The organism is Haloterrigena turkmenica DSM 5511 (assembly GCF_000025325.1).
Classification (GTDB): Archaea; Halobacteriota; Halobacteria; order Halobacteriales; family Natrialbaceae; genus Haloterrigena; species Haloterrigena turkmenica.
Map to the genome: position 1 here is coordinate 1,811,963 of NC_013743.1, position 15,959 is coordinate 1,827,921.

At 66.0% G+C, this 15,959-nt stretch carries 13 protein-coding genes; 5 read left to right on the top strand and 8 right to left on the bottom strand.

Going from position 1 to position 15,959, the window contains the following annotated elements; all coding sequences use genetic code 11:
- Positions 1 to 44 precede the first annotated feature (44 nt).
- Together HTUR_RS08550 and HTUR_RS08555 are read right to left on the bottom strand one after the other, a co-directional pair.
- Entirely contained in the window at positions 45 to 767 is a 723-nt protein-coding gene (locus HTUR_RS08550) for an SDR family oxidoreductase (protein WP_012942919.1), read from the bottom strand.
- An 84-nt stretch (positions 768 to 851) separates the two neighbouring features.
- Entirely contained in the window at positions 852 to 1,301 is a 450-nt protein-coding gene (locus HTUR_RS08555; protein ID WP_012942920.1) for a response regulator, read from the bottom strand.
- 267 nt (positions 1,302 to 1,568) lie between these two features.
- On the opposite strand from HTUR_RS08555, the gene HTUR_RS08560 reads away from it, so the two are divergent.
- The gene (locus HTUR_RS08560) at positions 1,569 to 2,228 is read left to right on the top strand and encodes a glycerophosphodiester phosphodiesterase (protein ID WP_012942921.1); all 660 of its coding nucleotides are present in this window, start codon (positions 1,569 to 1,571) and stop codon (positions 2,226 to 2,228) included.
- Between the two features lie 57 nt (positions 2,229 to 2,285).
- Here the strand turns inward: HTUR_RS08560 and HTUR_RS08565 are convergent, their stop codons facing one another.
- The 6 genes from HTUR_RS08565 to HTUR_RS08590 all read right to left on the bottom strand — a co-directional run bounded on the left by HTUR_RS08565 (position 2,286) and on the right by HTUR_RS08590 (position 11,653).
- A complete protein-coding gene (locus HTUR_RS08565) occupies positions 2,286 to 2,684 on the bottom strand; it encodes a secondary thiamine-phosphate synthase enzyme YjbQ (protein WP_012942922.1) in 399 nt (132 codons plus the stop codon).
- A 51-nt stretch (positions 2,685 to 2,735) separates the two neighbouring features.
- Positions 2,736 to 3,758 carry a HEAT repeat domain-containing protein gene (locus HTUR_RS08570; protein ID WP_012942923.1) on the bottom strand — a complete coding sequence of 341 codons (1,023 nt, stop codon included), beginning with the start codon at positions 3,756 to 3,758 and terminating at the stop codon, positions 2,736 to 2,738.
- A 76-nt stretch (positions 3,759 to 3,834) separates the two neighbouring features.
- Positions 3,835 to 5,862: a SpoVR family protein gene (locus tag HTUR_RS08575; RefSeq protein WP_012942924.1), complete on the bottom strand. Its 2,028-nt coding sequence runs from the start codon at positions 5,860 to 5,862 to the stop codon at positions 3,835 to 3,837.
- Between the two features lie 93 nt (positions 5,863 to 5,955).
- Positions 5,956 to 7,281, bottom strand: coding sequence for a YeaH/YhbH family protein (locus HTUR_RS08580; protein ID WP_012942925.1), 1,326 nt, complete (start codon positions 7,279 to 7,281; stop codon positions 5,956 to 5,958).
- Positions 7,272 to 9,560: a PrkA family serine protein kinase gene (locus HTUR_RS08585; RefSeq protein ID WP_012942926.1), complete on the bottom strand. Its 2,289-nt coding sequence runs from the start codon at positions 9,558 to 9,560 to the stop codon at positions 7,272 to 7,274. Before HTUR_RS08585 ends, HTUR_RS08580 begins: the two co-directional genes overlap by 10 nt.
- Positions 9,561 to 9,580: 20 nt before the next feature.
- Positions 9,581 to 11,653: a PrkA family serine protein kinase gene (locus HTUR_RS08590; RefSeq protein ID WP_012942927.1), complete on the bottom strand. Its 2,073-nt coding sequence runs from the start codon at positions 11,651 to 11,653 to the stop codon at positions 9,581 to 9,583.
- 629 nt (positions 11,654 to 12,282) lie between these two features.
- Between HTUR_RS08590 and HTUR_RS08600 the strand changes: the two genes are divergently transcribed.
- The 4 genes from HTUR_RS08600 (at position 12,283) to HTUR_RS08615 (ending at position 15,892) form a co-directional block, all read left to right on the top strand.
- Positions 12,283 to 12,729, top strand: coding sequence for a DUF5820 family protein (locus HTUR_RS08600; protein WP_012942928.1), 447 nt, complete (start codon positions 12,283 to 12,285; stop codon positions 12,727 to 12,729).
- 163 nt (positions 12,730 to 12,892) lie between these two features.
- On the top strand, positions 12,893 to 13,339 hold the full coding sequence (locus HTUR_RS08605; RefSeq protein WP_012942929.1) for a UPF0179 family protein: 447 nt from the start codon (positions 12,893 to 12,895) through the stop codon (positions 13,337 to 13,339).
- Positions 13,340 to 14,045: 706 nt separating this feature from the next.
- A complete protein-coding gene (locus tag HTUR_RS08610; protein WP_012942930.1) occupies positions 14,046 to 14,732 on the top strand; it encodes a PHP domain-containing protein in 687 nt (228 codons plus the stop codon).
- Positions 14,729 to 15,892 carry an asparagine synthetase B family protein gene (locus HTUR_RS08615; protein ID WP_012942931.1) on the top strand — a complete coding sequence of 388 codons (1,164 nt, stop codon included), beginning with the start codon at positions 14,729 to 14,731 and terminating at the stop codon, positions 15,890 to 15,892. Before HTUR_RS08610 ends, HTUR_RS08615 begins: the two co-directional genes overlap by 4 nt.
- The last annotated feature ends 67 nt before the right edge of the window (positions 15,893 to 15,959 follow it).

Consider the following 15,959-nt stretch of genomic DNA (forward strand, 5'->3'; position numbering starts at 1 on the left):
ATCGCACGTCGCGCACAGTCCGTCTACCGTCGGCGCGAGCGTTCTCAGGCCTCGCCGTACACCGGCACAGCGGCGCCGGTCGTCACCGCCGCGCCGTCGCTACAGAGGAAGGCCATCACGTCCGCGATCTCGGTGGGATCGACCCACGAGTCGTGGTCCGCGTCGGGCATCATCTCGCGGTTCATCGGCGTGTCGATCACGCTTGGCATCACGCAGTTCGCGCGGACGGTTCCTTTGTTCTCCTCGGCCAGCGTCTCCGTCAGCAGCCGGATCCCGGCCTTCGTGATCCGGTAGGGGCCGTCGCCCTCACCGCCCTCGAGCGACGAGCGCGCGCTGACGCTCACGATCGAGCCCTCGCTGTCATGCAGGTGCGGGAGCGCGTGTTTCGAGGCCAGAAACGCCGTTTTGAGGTTGATATCGACGAGCAGCTCGAACTCCTCGAGGTCGGTCTCCTCGATGTGGTCGCCGCCGCGCCACGTTCCGGCGATGTTCACCAGATGATCGAGCCGACCGTGATCGTCGACGACGGCAGTCATCAGTTCCTCGACGTCGCCCTCGTCGGTCAGGTCGGCCTCGTAGAAGTGCGTCTTCGAATCGGGCTCGAGCAGGCTGTCCTCGTCGTCCGGCGCGACGACGTCGACGGCGCAGACGGTCGCGCCGGCCGTTCGGAACCGCTCGACCGCGGCGCTGCCGAGCGCGCCGCTCGCGCCCGTAACTACGGCGACGGTATCGTCGAAGTCGACGGAGTACGCTGTCGTCGGTGCCATGCTCTAGCGTTCGACGGCGGGCGACGTAATAACGTGGCCTCCGTCAGTCGAAGACGAGAAGTAGCGCCGAGGGCGTCGGCTCGATCACGCCATCATCGGCGGCAGCGCGGCCCGCTGGAACCAGAAGTCCGCGACGGCCTCGACCATTCTGGTGTACTCGACCGGATCGGTCGGCTTGGTCAGGTAGGCGTTGGCCGCGAGCTCGTAGCTCTCGTGGACGTCCTCGATGGTCTCGGAGCTCGTGAGGACGAGGACAGGGATGCGAGCGAGCTTCGGTTCCTCCTGGATCGACTCGAGGAACTCGAGGCCGCCCATCCGCGGGAGGTTCAGATCGAGGAGCACGAGGTCCGGCAGCGGGGCGGTGCCGTCGTCGCATCGCTCCGTGAGGAAGTCGATACCCTCGTCGCCGTCGGTCGCGACGTGAATCGTCGTCTCCGTGGACAGTTGCCGGAACGCTTCCTGAGTGAGGCGGACGTCGCCGGGATTGTCCTCCACCAGGAGGATATCGATCTGCTCGTCGCGTCGATCGTTCATGGGTTGGTTACCTCCAGCAGCGGTCTTGTCGCAGTTGATGAGAATGCGGTCGGGACACTAACGAATGTTCGTAGCAGGAGTACCCGTATAACAGTACTTGCTAAAGGCTTTGGAACCCGCGACGATTCGGGCCCTAGAGGGACTGAGAGAGCCGATTGTCGCAACCGATGCGAACCGCCCACAAGCGATAGCTCGGAACCACCGGCTCGCGAGCGCGCGTGAGAATCGGCGACCGACTGAAGCCGCTCGCCGTCCTTCTCTCGCCCAATGCGTCTGATCGCCCACCGCGGATTCGCCGCGGCGGCGGCCGAGAACACGATCCCGGCGCTCCTGTCGGCGGCCGATTACGCGGACGCCGTCGAGTTCGACGTCCGTCGCTGTGGCTCGGGCGAACTCGTCGTCGTCCACGACGAGACGATCGACCGCGTGACCGACGGCACCGGCGCGGTCGCCGACAGCAGCCTCGACGCGCTCACATCTCACACCGTCCTCGATTCCGGCGAGCCCATCCCGACCCTCGAGGAGGTGCTCGAAGCGCTTCCGCCGTCAGTCGAGATCAACCTCGAACTCAAAGACGCCGGTATCGCGGCGGACGTTCTCGAGGTCATCGACGGCGCGGAGAACCGGGTCGTCGCGACGTCCTTTCTGACGTCCGAACTGCGGTCGATCCGCGAGCTCGATCCCGACCAGTCGATCGGGCTGCTGGTCGACCGTCACGTCGAGACGCCGGTCACGACCGCCGTCGAACTCGATTGCGACGTCATCGGCGCGAGCTACTGGCGCTGTCTCGTGACGGGGCTGGTCCCGCGAGCCGACGTCGTCGGCCTCGAGATCCACGCGTGGACGATCGAGCGGCCCGCGCTGGCGCGACTCCTCGAGTGCCGCGGCGTCGACTGCGTCTCCGTGGATCGGCCGATTCCGGTGTGATCGGGTACGGATCTCGAGTCTGACTGGCTATTTTCCGGCGGTCGTCAGTCTGACTGGCTACTCCCCGACAGTCGTCACGGAGACCGACCGCGTCCGCGGCCCGTCACACTCGATCAGCAGGACGGACTGCCACGTGCCAAGCGCCGGCTCGCCGTCTTCGACCGGAATCGTCACGTCCGGCCCGACGAGCGTCGCTCGGAGGTGCGAATCCGCATTGCCGTCCAGCCGGTCGTGCGCGTGGCCCTCGTCGGGAACGAGATCGCGGAGGAACGTCTCGAGGTCGCCGCGCAGCCGCGACTCGTTCTCCTGAACGGCGAGTCCGGCCGTTGTGTGCCGGACGAACGCGGTCGCGGTGCCCGACTCGAGGTCGTCGGGGACGGCTGCGGCGACGCGGTCGGTCACATCGACGGTCGTCAGGCGCGCGTCGGTCTCGACGGAAAACGTCGACTGGCTCATACTCGACTCGAGGCGGGCCGGCCACCACTGTCTTGCGGTCGCGCGCCTCGCCTACGCCGATGAGACCTGATCCAGCGCCCAGCTCGCCCGCTCGCGGACGTCCGGGTTCGGATCCTCGTGGGCCAGCGTCGAGAGTCGGTCCGCGGCCGCGTCGACGCGGCCGTGCCCGAGCGCGACGGCGGCGTTGGCCCGCACGCGGTCGTGGTCGTCGTCTAACCGCTCGAGCAACGGCTCCCGGACCGGCTCGAGAACCGACGTGAGCTCCGCCGTCACGCGCGCGATCGCGACGGCGGCGTTGGCCCGGGTCTCCCCGTCGTCGTGCTCGAGTGCGGTCGCGAGGGCCGGAACGGCCGGTTCGACCGCGGTGGGCGTCCGGCGGGCGACGTCGGCCAGACAGCCGACGGCGTTCCGGCGGAGTGGGACGGCGTCGTGGTCGACGAGTTCCAGGGCCGGGTCGACGAACTCGAGGGTCGGCAGCGGCGTCTCCGACCGGGCCAGGCGGCCGACCGCCGACAGCACCGCCACGCCGTGGCGCTCCGGATCGTCCTCGAGGGCCGCGGTGAGAAGCGGGACCGCGGACTGAATCGCGCCCGGTTGCGCCGCCGAGAGCTGCTGGAAGATCTTCAGCCCCCGGTGATCGTATCCGGAGCGGCGATCGATCACGTCGGCGATCGCGTCGGCGTGATCGACGACGGCCGAGGGCTGGTCGGCCGTGATCGTCGCGAGACAGCGAAGCAACTCGGCGGTCGCCGGCCGTTCGGGGTTCTCGACGGCGAACGCGACGATCTCGTCGGTCGACGGCGCGACGTCGGCGGTCGATTCGGTCGCGAGCTCGGCCAGACAGTAGGCGACCTCCTCGTGGAAGTCGACGTCGGCGTCGCCGAGCAGCCGACGCAGTTTCGGGACGGTCGGAAGACAGACCGCCGGATCGTCGGCCAGCGTGTCGCGAACCGCCGCGACGGCGGCTCGCTGCTCGTCGCGATCGTCCGTATCGAGTCGTGCGAGGACGGCCGGCAGCTCGAACGCGTCGTCGGACTGTGGCGTTCCGACTGTCCGGCCCCCTTCCCCATCCATTGTATCCCGAGGATGTGCGATGGGGAGTAAAAGCCTTCCGAGTGTTTTATGCGCAGATGAAAATTCGAAACGAATATTAGGCGAGCCACTCGTCCGGTTTCGTGTCGTAATCGACGTCGTCGGCGGCGAGGTGGTCGACCTCCTCCCAGGGGACGTCCTCGACGGTCACCTCGTCGCCGTCGTACCGGATCAGTTTCCCGCGCTCTTCGGGTTCGGGTTCGCGGTTCCGGCGCTTGGCGACCTCGATGTCGTGGTCGTCGACCTCCTTGACGATCGTCAGCAGGTTCACCGGCCGGCCCCAGAGCTCGAAGATCCGTTTCAGGGTCTCCCTGGCCTGACCGAGATCGAGCATGACGCCGTTGTACTGGTGGCCGAGCAGGAGTTCGTTGGCGTTGTTGTAGTTGCCGTCGTAGACCGCGATCGTCGGCTTCCCGAAGTTGGTGAACTGCAAGAGGAGTTTCTTCTTGACGTCCTCGGCGGCGTCGCTGGCGACGTGGAACTGGCCGGTCGCCTGCGAGTGCTCGTAGGTGAAGTAGTTGTTCTCCGTGATGAACTCCTGAGTGAGGAACTCATCGAGGAAGGTCACGTCGTTGTGGTTCTCGCGGATGTCGAACATGCGGTCCCAGCCCGCGCTGAAGTCGATGTCCGCGAGCGCCTCCTCGACGGTCTCGTAGCGGGCGTCGTCGAAGAGATAGCGGCCGATCTGCTCGAGATCGTTCTGACTGACCCGAGTCAGGAACCCGCGGTGCTGGCGCTTGACCAGCGAGTAGTGGCGCCGGGCCAGCCCCTCCCCGGTCAGGACCTTCCACGGATACTTCGCGACGTCGATCTCGCCCTCGCGGGCGGCCTCGAGGGCCTCGCGGTCGACGTACTCCTCGGGGACCTCCTCGAGCGCGTCGAGCGTCTCGGGCGTGATCGTGTCGATCGCTTCCGGCGGCTCGAGCCGTTCGAGCACCGCATCGAAGTCGACGACGTCCATTAGGTTCCGCCAGGAGATGCCCTCGACGCGCAGCAGGTGTTCGAGGACCTCGCGGCGGTTCGTCCGGTTCTCGACGTACTCCCAGAGCTCCATCCCGAGGCTGTAGGGGTTGAGCCCGCCCGAGGCGAGGACCTTGGCCATGTGATCGGCGTAGTTCATGAACTCGTCGTCGCCGGCGAAGGCCTCGTCGGTCATCATCGTCGACTCCCAGTAGGCCGCCCACCCCTCGTTCATCACCTTCGTCATCTTCTGAGCGGCGAAGTAGTAGGCCTCCGCGCGCATCATGTCGAGGACGTCGCGTTGCCACTCTTCCATCTCGACGGCGCGACCGGCCTCGCCGTCGTACTGCTTGCCGTGCTCGCGGACGAACGCGAGCACGTCCTTCTGGGGCTCTTCGGGGAAGCTGACGGACTCGTCCGCGTCCTCGAGTTTCTCGAGCCACTCCTCGTCGAAGACCTCGCCCTTCACCTCGTCGGAGAGGCCGAGTTCGTCGAGTTTCTCCGCGAGGTCGTCGTCCAAGTCGTCGACCGGCCCGTCGACGTCGAGGCGGCGCTCGAAGACGCGGTGCTGGTCGATGTTGTCCTCGAGCGAGAGGCAGTGGTCGATCCACTTCTCGACCTCGGCGCGGTCGATCTCGGGGTCGGCCATGTACTCGTCGATCGCCCGCGCGTGGCGCTCGAGCATAGCGGCGGCGTTGACCTGATCCTCGTCGGCGCGCCCGCGGGTGAACATGCCGAACCACTCGTTGTTCGCGAAGAAGTCGGAGTGGGCCTCGACGTGGGTGATGACCGCCTTCTGGTCGGCGATCGTGTTCGACTCCTGGAGGAACGCGTGGGCCGGATTGTCGTTGTTGACGATCTCGAAGGCCTTCCCGCCGCCGTACTGGCCTTGCTTTTGCTGCTTGTCGTACTGCATCCCCCACCGCCAGTGGGGGTATCGCGACTGAAAGCCCCCGTAGGCGATGAGTTCGTTCATCTCGTCGTAGTCGATGATCCAGTACTTCACCGGGTAGGGATCGAGGCCGAGCTTCCGGGCCAGGTTCCTGGCCTCCGAAACCGGTTCCTCGAGTTCGCCGGCGATCGCTTGCTTGCGGAATCGGTCCGCGTTGGAGTTTCGTTTACTCATGAAAACCACCGCTTTTCGTGAGTTCGATGCGCGCTTTGCGTGCATCGGTCCTCGCGCTCGCGCGAGGACCAGAAGCGAACGGAGTTCACTTCGTTACTCATCTGCTTCGCCCTCCGTCGAGAGGATCTCGTAGATCGCGTCGGTCACGTCCTCTTTGCTGTTGACGTAGGCCACGGCCACGTCGTCGGCGTCGGTGCCGAAGTGGCGTTCGAGCTCCTCGGCGTGGGTGGCGTTGATCGCGTTGCCCGACGGCTGGGTCTCCACGTAGGCGTGGAGGTTCGCCGGGATCTTCTCCATCATCGGGATCACGCGCTCTTCGGTGTCGTTCGAGGAGTTCTCGGAGTCGCCCGCGGCGAACACGTAGCGGTTCCAGTCGCTCCAGGGGTACTCCTCTAACAGCTGATCGGCGAGTTCGTAGGCGCTCGAGATCTTCGTCCCGCCGCCGCTGCGGATGCCGAAGAAGTCGTCGCGTTCGACCTCCCAGGCGTCGGCGTCGTGGGCGATGTAAACGAACTCGGCGTTGTCGTACTTGCCTTGGAGGTACCAGTCCAGCGGCGTGAAGGTCCGCTCGACGAGTTCCCGCTTCTTCTCGCGCATCGAGCCGGAGACGTCGCGGATGTTGACGACCACGACGTTCTTCTCCTTCTCCTCGATGATCTCCGGGTGGCGGTAGCGCTCGTCCTCGCGGCGGAAGGGGACCTGCTTGATCCCCTCCCGGCGGATCTTCTGCTGGACGGTCTCCCGCTCGACGTTCTCTTCGACCTCCTCGATGGAGTCCCACTTCCCGCGCTCGTCGGAAACGTCGCCGTAGGCCTCCTCGACCCAGGCCATCGAGACCGGGAGGTTCTCGCCGCGAGCCCACTCGAAGACCTCGCGAGGCTCGATCCCCTCGACCTTGCAGAGTTCGCGCAGGAACTCCTCGTCGAAGTCCATCGTGAGCTTCCGCTTGAGACCCTCCTTGAACATCCGCTCGAAGTCGAGCGTGCTGTCGGGGCCCGTCCGCGTCATGTCGGTGAAGGGACCTTCCTTCTCCTCGATGACCTTCTTCCCCTTCGGATCGAGGTCTAAGCCGAGTTCCTCGTCGAGTTCCTCGGCGAACTCCTCGGGGTCCATCTCGTAGTACTCGTGGTCGCCGCCCTCCTCGCCGGGTTCGCCGTCCTCGCCGTCGCCGTCGCCCGGTTGGGGCTGGGGCTGGCCGACCGGCTGGCCGGGCTGGGGCGTACCGTCCTCGCCCTGTCCGACGCCGCCCTTGTCCCGCTGATCGTACTCGAACTCGGGCAGCGAGACGATCTTCACCGGGATCTGGATGTCGCTGCGGCCGCCACCGCTCAGATCGCCGTACTGGATGAAGTCGGCCAGATCCTCGCGGCGCTGTTCGCCCACTTCGCGGAATCGCTCGAGGTCGTCTTTCAGTCCCATCTGTAGCTCACCTGTCCCATGACGTGTCGGCTGGTTAGCTCGGCCGAGGCCTCCGAGTAGTCGAAGAGGTCGACCATCGTCTCGATCGTTCGCTCCTTGACCGACGCCGTCTGCGTGCCGCTCGGCGGGTCGTCCCACTGGCGCGGATCGAAGTCCTCGAAGGTCCGCTGAACGTCTTCCCAGTCGTGGCTCTCGAGGACGGTCTTGATCACCGGGATCGCCGTCAGGTCGACGTCCTCGACCGAGAAGTCCTCGTTGCGGTGTTCCCACGCGTGGCGGTTCAGCGAGGTGATCACCTTCTCGCGGCGGAAGTTCCGGACGCTCTCGCGGGGGAGGTTCCCCTCGTACTCGCCCTCGGAGAACCGGCCGAGGTGTTCGATCTCGAACAGCTTCATCTTTAGCGGATCCGGCTCGACGCGCTCACCGCGGTCGTTGTACAGCGGCTCCTCGGTCTCCCAGGCGTAGACGTGCTCGACGTACTCGGCGACGGTCTCCTCGTCGACCCGCTTGTCGTGCATGATCGCCTCGATGACGTCCGATTCCTGCTGGTCGAACAGATAGTTCTTCACGGGCACGATTCGGTTCTCGAACTCCGAGCGCTCGCCCGTCGAGAAGACGGGGGCGTCGGCCAGTCCCTCGGCCATCGCGTTCAGGACGTCCCGTGGCATGACGACGTTCTCGACCGGCAGGTCGGGGTGGTGGCGATCCCGCTCGGTCTGGAGCAGTTCGGCGAGGGTGTCCCGCGTGTAGGTCACCGGGATGCCGTGTTCGCCGTCGTGGGCCTCGCCGTCGAAGTCGAACTCGTCCTTCTCGCGGCGGGAGTCGCCCTCCTGGAGGTAGCCCTGGTCGTAGATCAGGGCCTTGTCGACGAGGTCCAGCCCGTTGGGGAGGTTCTCTTCGTCGAGGCGCGTGGCGACCGCGTACAGGCCGGCCGCCTCGATCGCGTGGGGCGCGAACTCTCGCGTGTGCGTCTCGCCGTCCTGATCCCTGATCGTCACCGACACCGGTTCGCGGATGCGATCCTCGAGTTCGTCGTAGCTCTCGGCCTCCCAGACGGACGTCTCGTTGGTCAGTTCGCGCCGGATGAGTTCACACTCCAGCGAGAGGTTCGTCAGGTAGCCGAACTGGTGTTTGTCCAGTCGGCGTTTGAGGGCTTTCAGGGGGTCCATGCCGTTGCGGTCGGAGTGCTGGTTGAGCTGGGCCTCGAGGTCGGGGTTCGAGATGATCAGCAGCTGCGAGTCGACGTCCATCCCGATCCCCTTGTCCAGTTTCACCGACTGCTCGTCGGGGACGTTCAGCAGCTTCTGTAGGAGGTCAGCGTGTTGGGCCGCGTCCTCGACGATCGTGAGGACGCCGTTGCCCTGCGAGAGCACGCCGTCGTAGCTGAATGCCTGCGGGTTCTTGCGCCCGCGCGAGTCCAGTTCCTGGAGCATGCCGTGCATCCAGGAGCCGACGAGCCGTTCCTTGGGTCGACCCTCGTCCTCCGAGTGGAGGACGCCGACGCCCTGACCGATGTCGACGACGTAGTTCTTCACGCGCAGGTGGTCGTCGTCCGTGATCGCCGAGAACAGTTCCGCCTCGCCAGCCCGGCGGTAGCGCTCCTCCAAGAAGTCGTACGCCTCCCGGGAGAAGGGGTCGAGTTCCGCGTCGACCTGGACGGGGACGTGGTCGTCGAGTTGGCTATTGAGGTCCTCGAGCAACCGCTCGCGGACGTCCTGGGGAAACACCGACAGTGGGTGGGTCTGGACGGGGCTCTCGTACCAGTGCTGGTCGTCCGTCGCGGTCGGGTCGCCGCTGCCGTAGCTCAGGCCGCGGTCGTCGGACTCGGCGGTCGTGACGTTCCACTCGACCGTGTACCGGCGTCCCGCCGGCGTCTTCGAGTACTCGCGCAGCCCGTTGACCAGACAGCGCTTGAGTTCGGACTTGCCCGTCGCCGTGGGCCCCTCGAACCAGATGATCTTCTCGTCTTTCGCCCGACCCGCCGCGATCGAGCGGAGGTCGTCGACGAACCCGTTTAGGACCTCAGTGTTACCGAGGATGGCGTGTTCGCCGTCGTTGTGCGGATCGTCGAAGAAGCGGTACCGCTCCTTCTCCTCGCCCTCCTCGACGACGGTCCGCGTGCCGGCGGCCTCGATCGCCTCGAGCAGGTACTTCGAGGCGTGGGAGGCGATCGTCGGGTTCTCGAAGATCCGATCGACGTAGGTCGCGAGGTCCATCGGCTCCTCGTAGGTCTCCTCTAAGGTCCGGTCGGCCTCGGTGACGTAGTCGTCGCCGGTCATGTTAGTCGACCCCGATCATGTTAATCGTCCATCTCCGCTTTGGCGACCTCCGCGCCGGCGAACTCGAGCACTTCCTTGGCACCCTCCTCGGAGTAGCCCTGCTCCATCAGGGCGTCGATCCACGCGGAGCGCTCGTCGTCGTCGAACTCGTTGGCGCTGACCAGCGCGGAGAAGTTGATGTTGTGCTTCTTGTCCTCCCAGAGTTTGCGCTCTAACGCGCGGCGCAGGCGTTCGTTATCCTGCGGGTTGAACGCCTCGCCCTCGCGGGCCCGGCGAGAGACCCAGTTGGAGACCTCCTGGCGGAAGTCCTCCTTGCGGTCTTCGGGGATGTCGAGTTTCTCCTCGACGCTGCGGAGGAACGTCTCGTCGGGCTCCTGCTCGCGGCCCGTGAGGTCGTCCTCGATGGTGTCGTCGTCGATGTAGGCCATCACGTGGTCCATGTACTTCTCGCCCTGGCGCTGGATCTCGTCGATGTCGTAGGCCAGCGCGTGGCGGACGTCCTCGATGGCCCGCTCCTTGTACTCCTCGCGGACCGTCTCGAGGTAGCGGTAGTACTTCTCGAAGTTGTCCTCGGGGATGGAGCCGTGGTGCTCTAAGTTCTCCTCGAAGAAGTTGAACACCGTCAGCGGCGAGAGGAACCCGCGCTGGCGGTGTTTCGAGTCCATGATGGCCTCGGCGATCTCGTCACCGATGAACCGGGGCGAGACGCCGACCATCCCCTCGCCGATCTCGGCCTTCTGTTCGGCCTCTTCGCGGAGCTTCTTGACGTCGATGTCGTCGCCCTCGTCGATCTCGCCGTTGTAGGCCTTGGCCTTCGAGAGCAGATCGATCGTCTCGGTGTCGGGCTCCTCGATGCGCGTGAGGACGCCGAACAGCCCCGCCATCTCGAGCGTGTGTGGCTCGACGTTGATGTCGGGGACGTCGGCGTTGGAAAGCATCTTGTTGTAGATCTCGGCCTCGTCCTCGTAGGAGAGGACGTACGGGAAGTCGATCCGCTTGGTGCGGTCGTTGAAGGCCTCCATCTTCTCGTCGCCCTTCTTGTCCTTGTACTCGGGCATGTTCGTCCGGCCGACGATCACCTGGTCGATGTCGATCCGCGGGTTGTTCTTTGGCTTGATCGTCTGCTCCTGGGTCGCGTGCAGGAAGTCGTAGAGGAACTCCCGCTGGAGTTTGAGCAGCTCCTCGCCGGAGAAGATGCCGCGGTTGGCGTTACAGAACGCCCCCGAGTAGTCGAACGCGCGCGGGTCGGACTCGCCGTAGATGGCGATCTTCGAGTAGTTGACGTCGCCGGTCAGCTCCGTCTCGTCCTGGTTCTTCTTGTCCTTGGGCTCGAAGGTCTCGAGTCCCTGGCGCTTGTTCTCGTCGGCGACGAAGCGGACGATCTCGACGTGGTTCTCTAAGACCTGCTGGAGGTCGTCGTCGTAGTAGGCCAGCAGCTTGTCCATGTAGAACTCGCTTTCCGGATCCAGCGCCTGCTCGTTCTGGATCGTGTACGGCGCGTCCAAGTTCTCGTTGAGGTCGTCGATGACCCGCTGGCGCTGCTCTAAGGGCAGCAAGACGAGGGGATCCTGGTTCATCGGGGACCGGACGGTGTCGTCGGACGGATCCTGGTCCTGGATGACGTCACAGAGGTTGGTCCACCGGAACGTGTACATCCGGCCCTCCTCGCGGAGCGTGTAGTCCTCGAAGTACTTGCGGACCTGCTTGTCGAAGTGGGACTTCCCGGAGCCGACCGGTCCGAGCAGCAGCTTGATACGCCGCTCGGGGCCGAGTCGACGGGCGCCCGACTTGACCTTGTTCACGAACTCGTGGATCGACTGGTGGATCACCCGTCCGTAGAAGGTGTTCTCACCGTCGTTCAGCGGATCCTCGCTCGCGAGGAGGTACTCGACGACGCCCTCGGTCTCGTCGTAGGTCGTCCCGTAGTAGTCGAACATGTCCGCGACGCGCTGGTGGGCGTTGCGGGTGATCTTCGGGTCCTCGTAGCACTCCTCTAGGTACCAGTCGAAGGACTTGGTCTCCCGCAGGTCTGCGGGCATCGATTCCTTGTAATCCGTGCTGAGCGTCTCGAGTGTCTCGATGTCACCGGTCATGGTATCATTGCCAGTTACGGGTCCCCCGTCTGCAGCGTCCGTTGTCACACGGACCGTCAGTTGCGCGGACGTCGTTCGACCAGCCGTGGCGTCGTGGCCGAACCGTCGGAATCCGTCGAACCGCGTCACCCGACAGCGTGACGTCGCTACCGCCGTTGCGTCGCTCCGCGAGCGGGGCGCTCTCGGAACGGACCGAACGGCGGCGGGCGGCGATCTGTCGTGTCATGTGTGGTCGAGTACCACTCTCCGTTGCGCGACGAGCGCGTCGGGGACTCGGGCAACGGTGCGCCGGGGACGGACGCGGAGTGGATCGGTCCGGCGAACGGATACCGATAGTATTTAATGAGTGAGTAATCCAGCTACTTAGCCTTGGCCCCAAAAGATATTTATCGGGACTTTATTGCAGGCAAATTCTACCAGTATCGTATTATGATACTCGATACCACACCTCATCTTCGAAGGTTAGCGGCATAAACCACTGCCCAGCAATGGCCAGTGACGCTCGCGCGCGCCGACCGCGCGGTTCGCGCGACACGATCTTGTCGCCGTATCTGCATGAAACCGGACCGATCGCCGCCGAATCGGCGGCCGACGACGAGGCTTTATGAGTGCCGTCCGTAGCGTCGGCCATGACCGATCCGGCTGTCGACGCCGATTCCGACGCGCTGTCGCCGCTTCCGGACGGCTGGGACGTCTGGAACCGGAGCGAGGACGGACGACTCGTGCTCGCCTACCGACCGGACGTCTTCGACGGCGACGCGTTCCCGGCGGCCTGTCTGCCCACGCTCTACCTGACACACGGGAAACGGACGCGTCGGCCCGGCACCAACCCCGCCAGCCGAGCCGATGACGACGACTGGTACGTCAACCTCTACCTCGAGCCCGACGTCTCGGCGGACACCGAACGGTTCGCGACGCGGGAGGCGGCGCTCGAGCGAGCCGGCGAACTCGCGCGGGCGTTCGACGGCGGCGAGATCGACTACCGCGGGCTCTACCAGGTCCCGCGCGAGACGTACTTCGAGCGACTAGACGAATTGACGGGCGAGGACGAGGCCGACGCCGCGTCTGCCGAGTGATCGCGCGCGAGCCGGTCACTGATCGACCGCGGCAGACCGCCAGCGACCGATTACGGCGGGCCGAGGATCCGTTCGGTATCGGACATCGACGACGACCGAATCCGTTCGGTATCGGAGCGGCTAACGCGTGAGTCTTAACCGCTACCGCCGACTACGTAGCGCTATGTCGACCGTCACGCTCATCGGAACCCGGCTGGCCGAACCGGGAACCGAGTTCGTCTACCACGGCGAGGCCGACGCCTGCGCCGGCTGTCCATACCGCAGTCAGTGTCTCAATCTCGAGTCCGGCACCAAGTACCGCATCACGTCCGTTCGGGAAAACGCCCAGACGCTCGAGTGTGCGATGCACGACGGCGGCGTTCGCGCCGTCGAGGTCGAACCCGCCGACGTGCGCGCGAACATCACCTCGAAGGGCGCCTTCGCCGGCAGCAAGACCAGCCTCCCCGGCCCCTGTCCCTACGTCGAGTGCCCCAGCCACGAGTACTGCGAACCCGACGGCGCCGAGTTCGACGAGGAGTATCGCATCCGCGAGATTCTCGGTGAACCGCCACACGACGTCTGTCATCTGAATCGGGCACTCGAGTTGGTCGAACTGGATACCGACGACTGACGACGACCGCATCGATCCGCTCGTCGCGTCCCGCGGGACGGCGTTCCGTCGCTCCTGAGGATCTTCTCTTCCGTTTCGATTCACCTTGCTCGATCACGGCCGAGTCAGCGTTCGAGCTCGGAGCCGTTTCGTTGCGCCCCGTCTCACTCGAGCCACAATGTATCATGCGGTGGCGCGCGCCGTGCTGCGCCGAACGGAGAGTGAGGCGCAGGTCGAAGCTGCGCGAGGGATGAGCGAGCCTGCGAGTGAGTGAATCGGCTGGGGAGGGAGTGGCAATTCCTTGTTGCCAGCAGCAGTAGTCTACTCGTTTTATCACGGTTGCCTCGAGTAGAGCGATCGGTTCTAGCAGTATTGAACGGCGGACTTGAAGCGATCGAACGTGAAGATGAGCGTTCTGCTACCGTGGCAACGGGGATTTCCACCTCCTCCCCAGCCGATTCGCTCGCTCCCGCAGTCGCTCGCTCATCCCTCGCGCACTGTCGACGGCAGCCCTCACTGTCGTTCGGTCCGCCGACAGCGCGCGCCACCGCACCTCGGTGTCGCGTCTCGAGTCGATTGTGGCGTCTCGAGTGAGACGGCGGTTCCGCTCGTCTGTACGCGGAGGACACTCGCCGGAACCAGTTACAGTCGCAGTCGAAGCGGACGCGACTCGTCCGTGCGGACCGAGGTGTTTTTGATCGATCCACCCTAACGCCGAGACAGACACGTGCTGTCGGTTGAACTCCACACTCACTCGTCGCTGTCCTACGACGGCCGCGACCCGGTCGAACTCATCCTCGAACAGGCCGACGCCGTCGGGTTGGACGCGATCGCCGTCACCGACCACGACGAGATCGACGCGAGCCTCGAGGCCGCCGAACGCGCCGCCGACTACGGACTGCTCGGGATCCCCGGCATGGAGATCTCGAGCAAGGCCGGTCACGTTCTGGGCTTCGGCCTCGAGGAGGCCGTCCCGCCGGGACTCTCCTACGAATCGACGCTCGAAGCGATCTGGGAGCAGGGCGGTCTCGCGGTGATCCCCCATCCGTTCCAGGAGTCGCGCCACGGCGTGATGGCCCGCATCTCCCGCGAGGAACTCGCTCGGGGCGACGCCATCGAGGTCTACAACTCCCGGCTCCTGACCGGTCGCGCGAACCGACAGGCCGAACGGTTCGCCCGCGCCCGCGACCTGCCGATGACCGCCGGTAGCGACGCCCACATCAGCGAGATGGTCGGCCAGGCCGTCACCCGCGTCGACGCCGAGGAACGCTCCGTCGACGCCGTCCTCGAGGCGATCCGCGAGGGTCGGACCACCGTCGAAGGGAAGCGGACGCCCTGGCACATCAGCTTCCGGCAGGCCGCCGGCGGCGTCACTCGCCGCGTCAGAAACACCATGCTCGGGCTGTTCCGATGACGCTGCGCGGCGCCGCCCCCGAGACCGTCCGCACGGCCCTCGAGACCGGCGATCCCCTCCCCGGGACGAGCGGTTTCGCCGGCGAACTCGAGGGAACGCTCGTCCGGGACGTCCTCGGCCGCGTGCCGATCTACGTCGAGGCCGACGGTGAGGCCGACGCTCGAACCAAAAGCGACAGCGGGAGTCGCGAGTGGGCCTTCGAACCCGGCGCGCTCGAGACACCGGAGCTCCTTCCGGCGGGGACCGCGCTCGATCTCACAGTCCCCGACGCCGCGCCCGAGCGTCGCTGGACGCTGCCCGACCCGACCCCAGAGAGCGACGAAACGGCAGCCCTCGAGGCCCTCACCGACGCGATCGAGACCGCTGCGACCGACGCGCTCGCTCCCGATCGAGAGATCGCCGTCGCCTTCTCCGGCGGCGTCGACTCGGCGCTGGTCGCCGAACTGCTGGACGCGCCGCTGTACGTCGTCGGCTTCTCCGACAGCCACGACGTCGAGGCCGCCCGGACCGCTGCCGACGCGATGGGCCGGGAACTGACCGTCGTCGACCTCGAGCCGGCCGATTTGGAGCGAGCCGTCCCCCGCGTCGCCGCGGCGACCGGGCGCACGAACGCGATGGACGTCCAGATCGCGCTGCCGCTGTACCTGGTCGGCGAGCGCGTCGCCGCCGACGGCTTCGACGCGCTGGCGGTCGGCCAGGGCGCCGACGAGCTGTTCGGCGGCTACGAGAAGGTCGTCCGCCTCGATCACCGCGTCGACGCCGAGACGACCCGGGCCGCGGTCCGCGAGCAGATCGCCTCCCTGCCCGACCAGCTCCCCCGAGACGTCCGCGCGATCGAGGCGACCGGCCTCGAGCCGGTCGCGCCGCTCCTCCACGATACCGTCGTCGACGCGGCGCTGCGGCTCCCGGACTCGCTGCTGGCCGACGAGGACGAGCGGAAGCGCGCGCTTCGACGCGTCGCGGCCGGTTATCTGCCCGAGGAGGTCGTCTCGAGGGAGAAGAAGGCCGTCCAGTATGGAAGCCTTGTCGCCCGCGAACTCGACCGCCTCGCCAGGCAGGCCGGCTACAAGCGGCGCATCGACGACCACGTGACGAAGTACGTCCGCTCGCTGACGCCGGGCGTCGGGGCGCCCTCACCACCGACCGAAACCGAGTCCTGACTGTCTCGAGCGTTGATAGCTCACCGGACGAACGCTCTCGACGGCGGCCCTGCCTGCCGATTCCCAG

What these genes read in the sequence shown, in the direction of transcription:
- HTUR_RS08580 (WP_012942925.1), bottom strand. Translation starts at nt 7,281, where the DNA reads ATGGGACTGAAAGACGACCTCGAGCGATTCCGCGAAGTGGGCGAACAG.
- HTUR_RS08590 (WP_012942927.1), bottom strand. Translation starts at nt 11,653, where the DNA reads ATGACCGGTGACATCGAGACACTCGAGACGCTCAGCACGGATTACAAG.
- HTUR_RS08585 (WP_012942926.1), bottom strand. Translation starts at nt 9,560, where the DNA reads ATGACCGGCGACGACTACGTCACCGAGGCCGACCGGACCTTAGAGGAG.
- HTUR_RS08570 (WP_012942923.1), bottom strand. Translation starts at nt 3,758, where the DNA reads ATGGATGGGGAAGGGGGCCGGACAGTCGGAACGCCACAGTCCGACGAC.
- HTUR_RS08565 (WP_012942922.1), bottom strand. Translation starts at nt 2,684, where the DNA reads ATGAGCCAGTCGACGTTTTCCGTCGAGACCGACGCGCGCCTGACGACC.
- HTUR_RS08600 (WP_012942928.1), top strand. Translation starts at nt 12,283, where the DNA reads ATGACCGATCCGGCTGTCGACGCCGATTCCGACGCGCTGTCGCCGCTT.
- HTUR_RS08550 (WP_012942919.1), bottom strand. Translation starts at nt 767, where the DNA reads ATGGCACCGACGACAGCGTACTCCGTCGACTTCGACGATACCGTCGCC.
- HTUR_RS08575 (WP_012942924.1), bottom strand. Translation starts at nt 5,862, where the DNA reads ATGAGTAAACGAAACTCCAACGCGGACCGATTCCGCAAGCAAGCGATC.
- HTUR_RS08555 (WP_012942920.1), bottom strand. Translation starts at nt 1,301, where the DNA reads ATGAACGATCGACGCGACGAGCAGATCGATATCCTCCTGGTGGAGGAC.
- HTUR_RS08560 (WP_012942921.1), top strand. Translation starts at nt 1,569, where the DNA reads ATGCGTCTGATCGCCCACCGCGGATTCGCCGCGGCGGCGGCCGAGAAC.
- HTUR_RS08615 (WP_012942931.1), top strand. Translation starts at nt 14,729, where the DNA reads ATGACGCTGCGCGGCGCCGCCCCCGAGACCGTCCGCACGGCCCTCGAG.
- HTUR_RS08605 (WP_012942929.1), top strand. Translation starts at nt 12,893, where the DNA reads ATGTCGACCGTCACGCTCATCGGAACCCGGCTGGCCGAACCGGGAACC.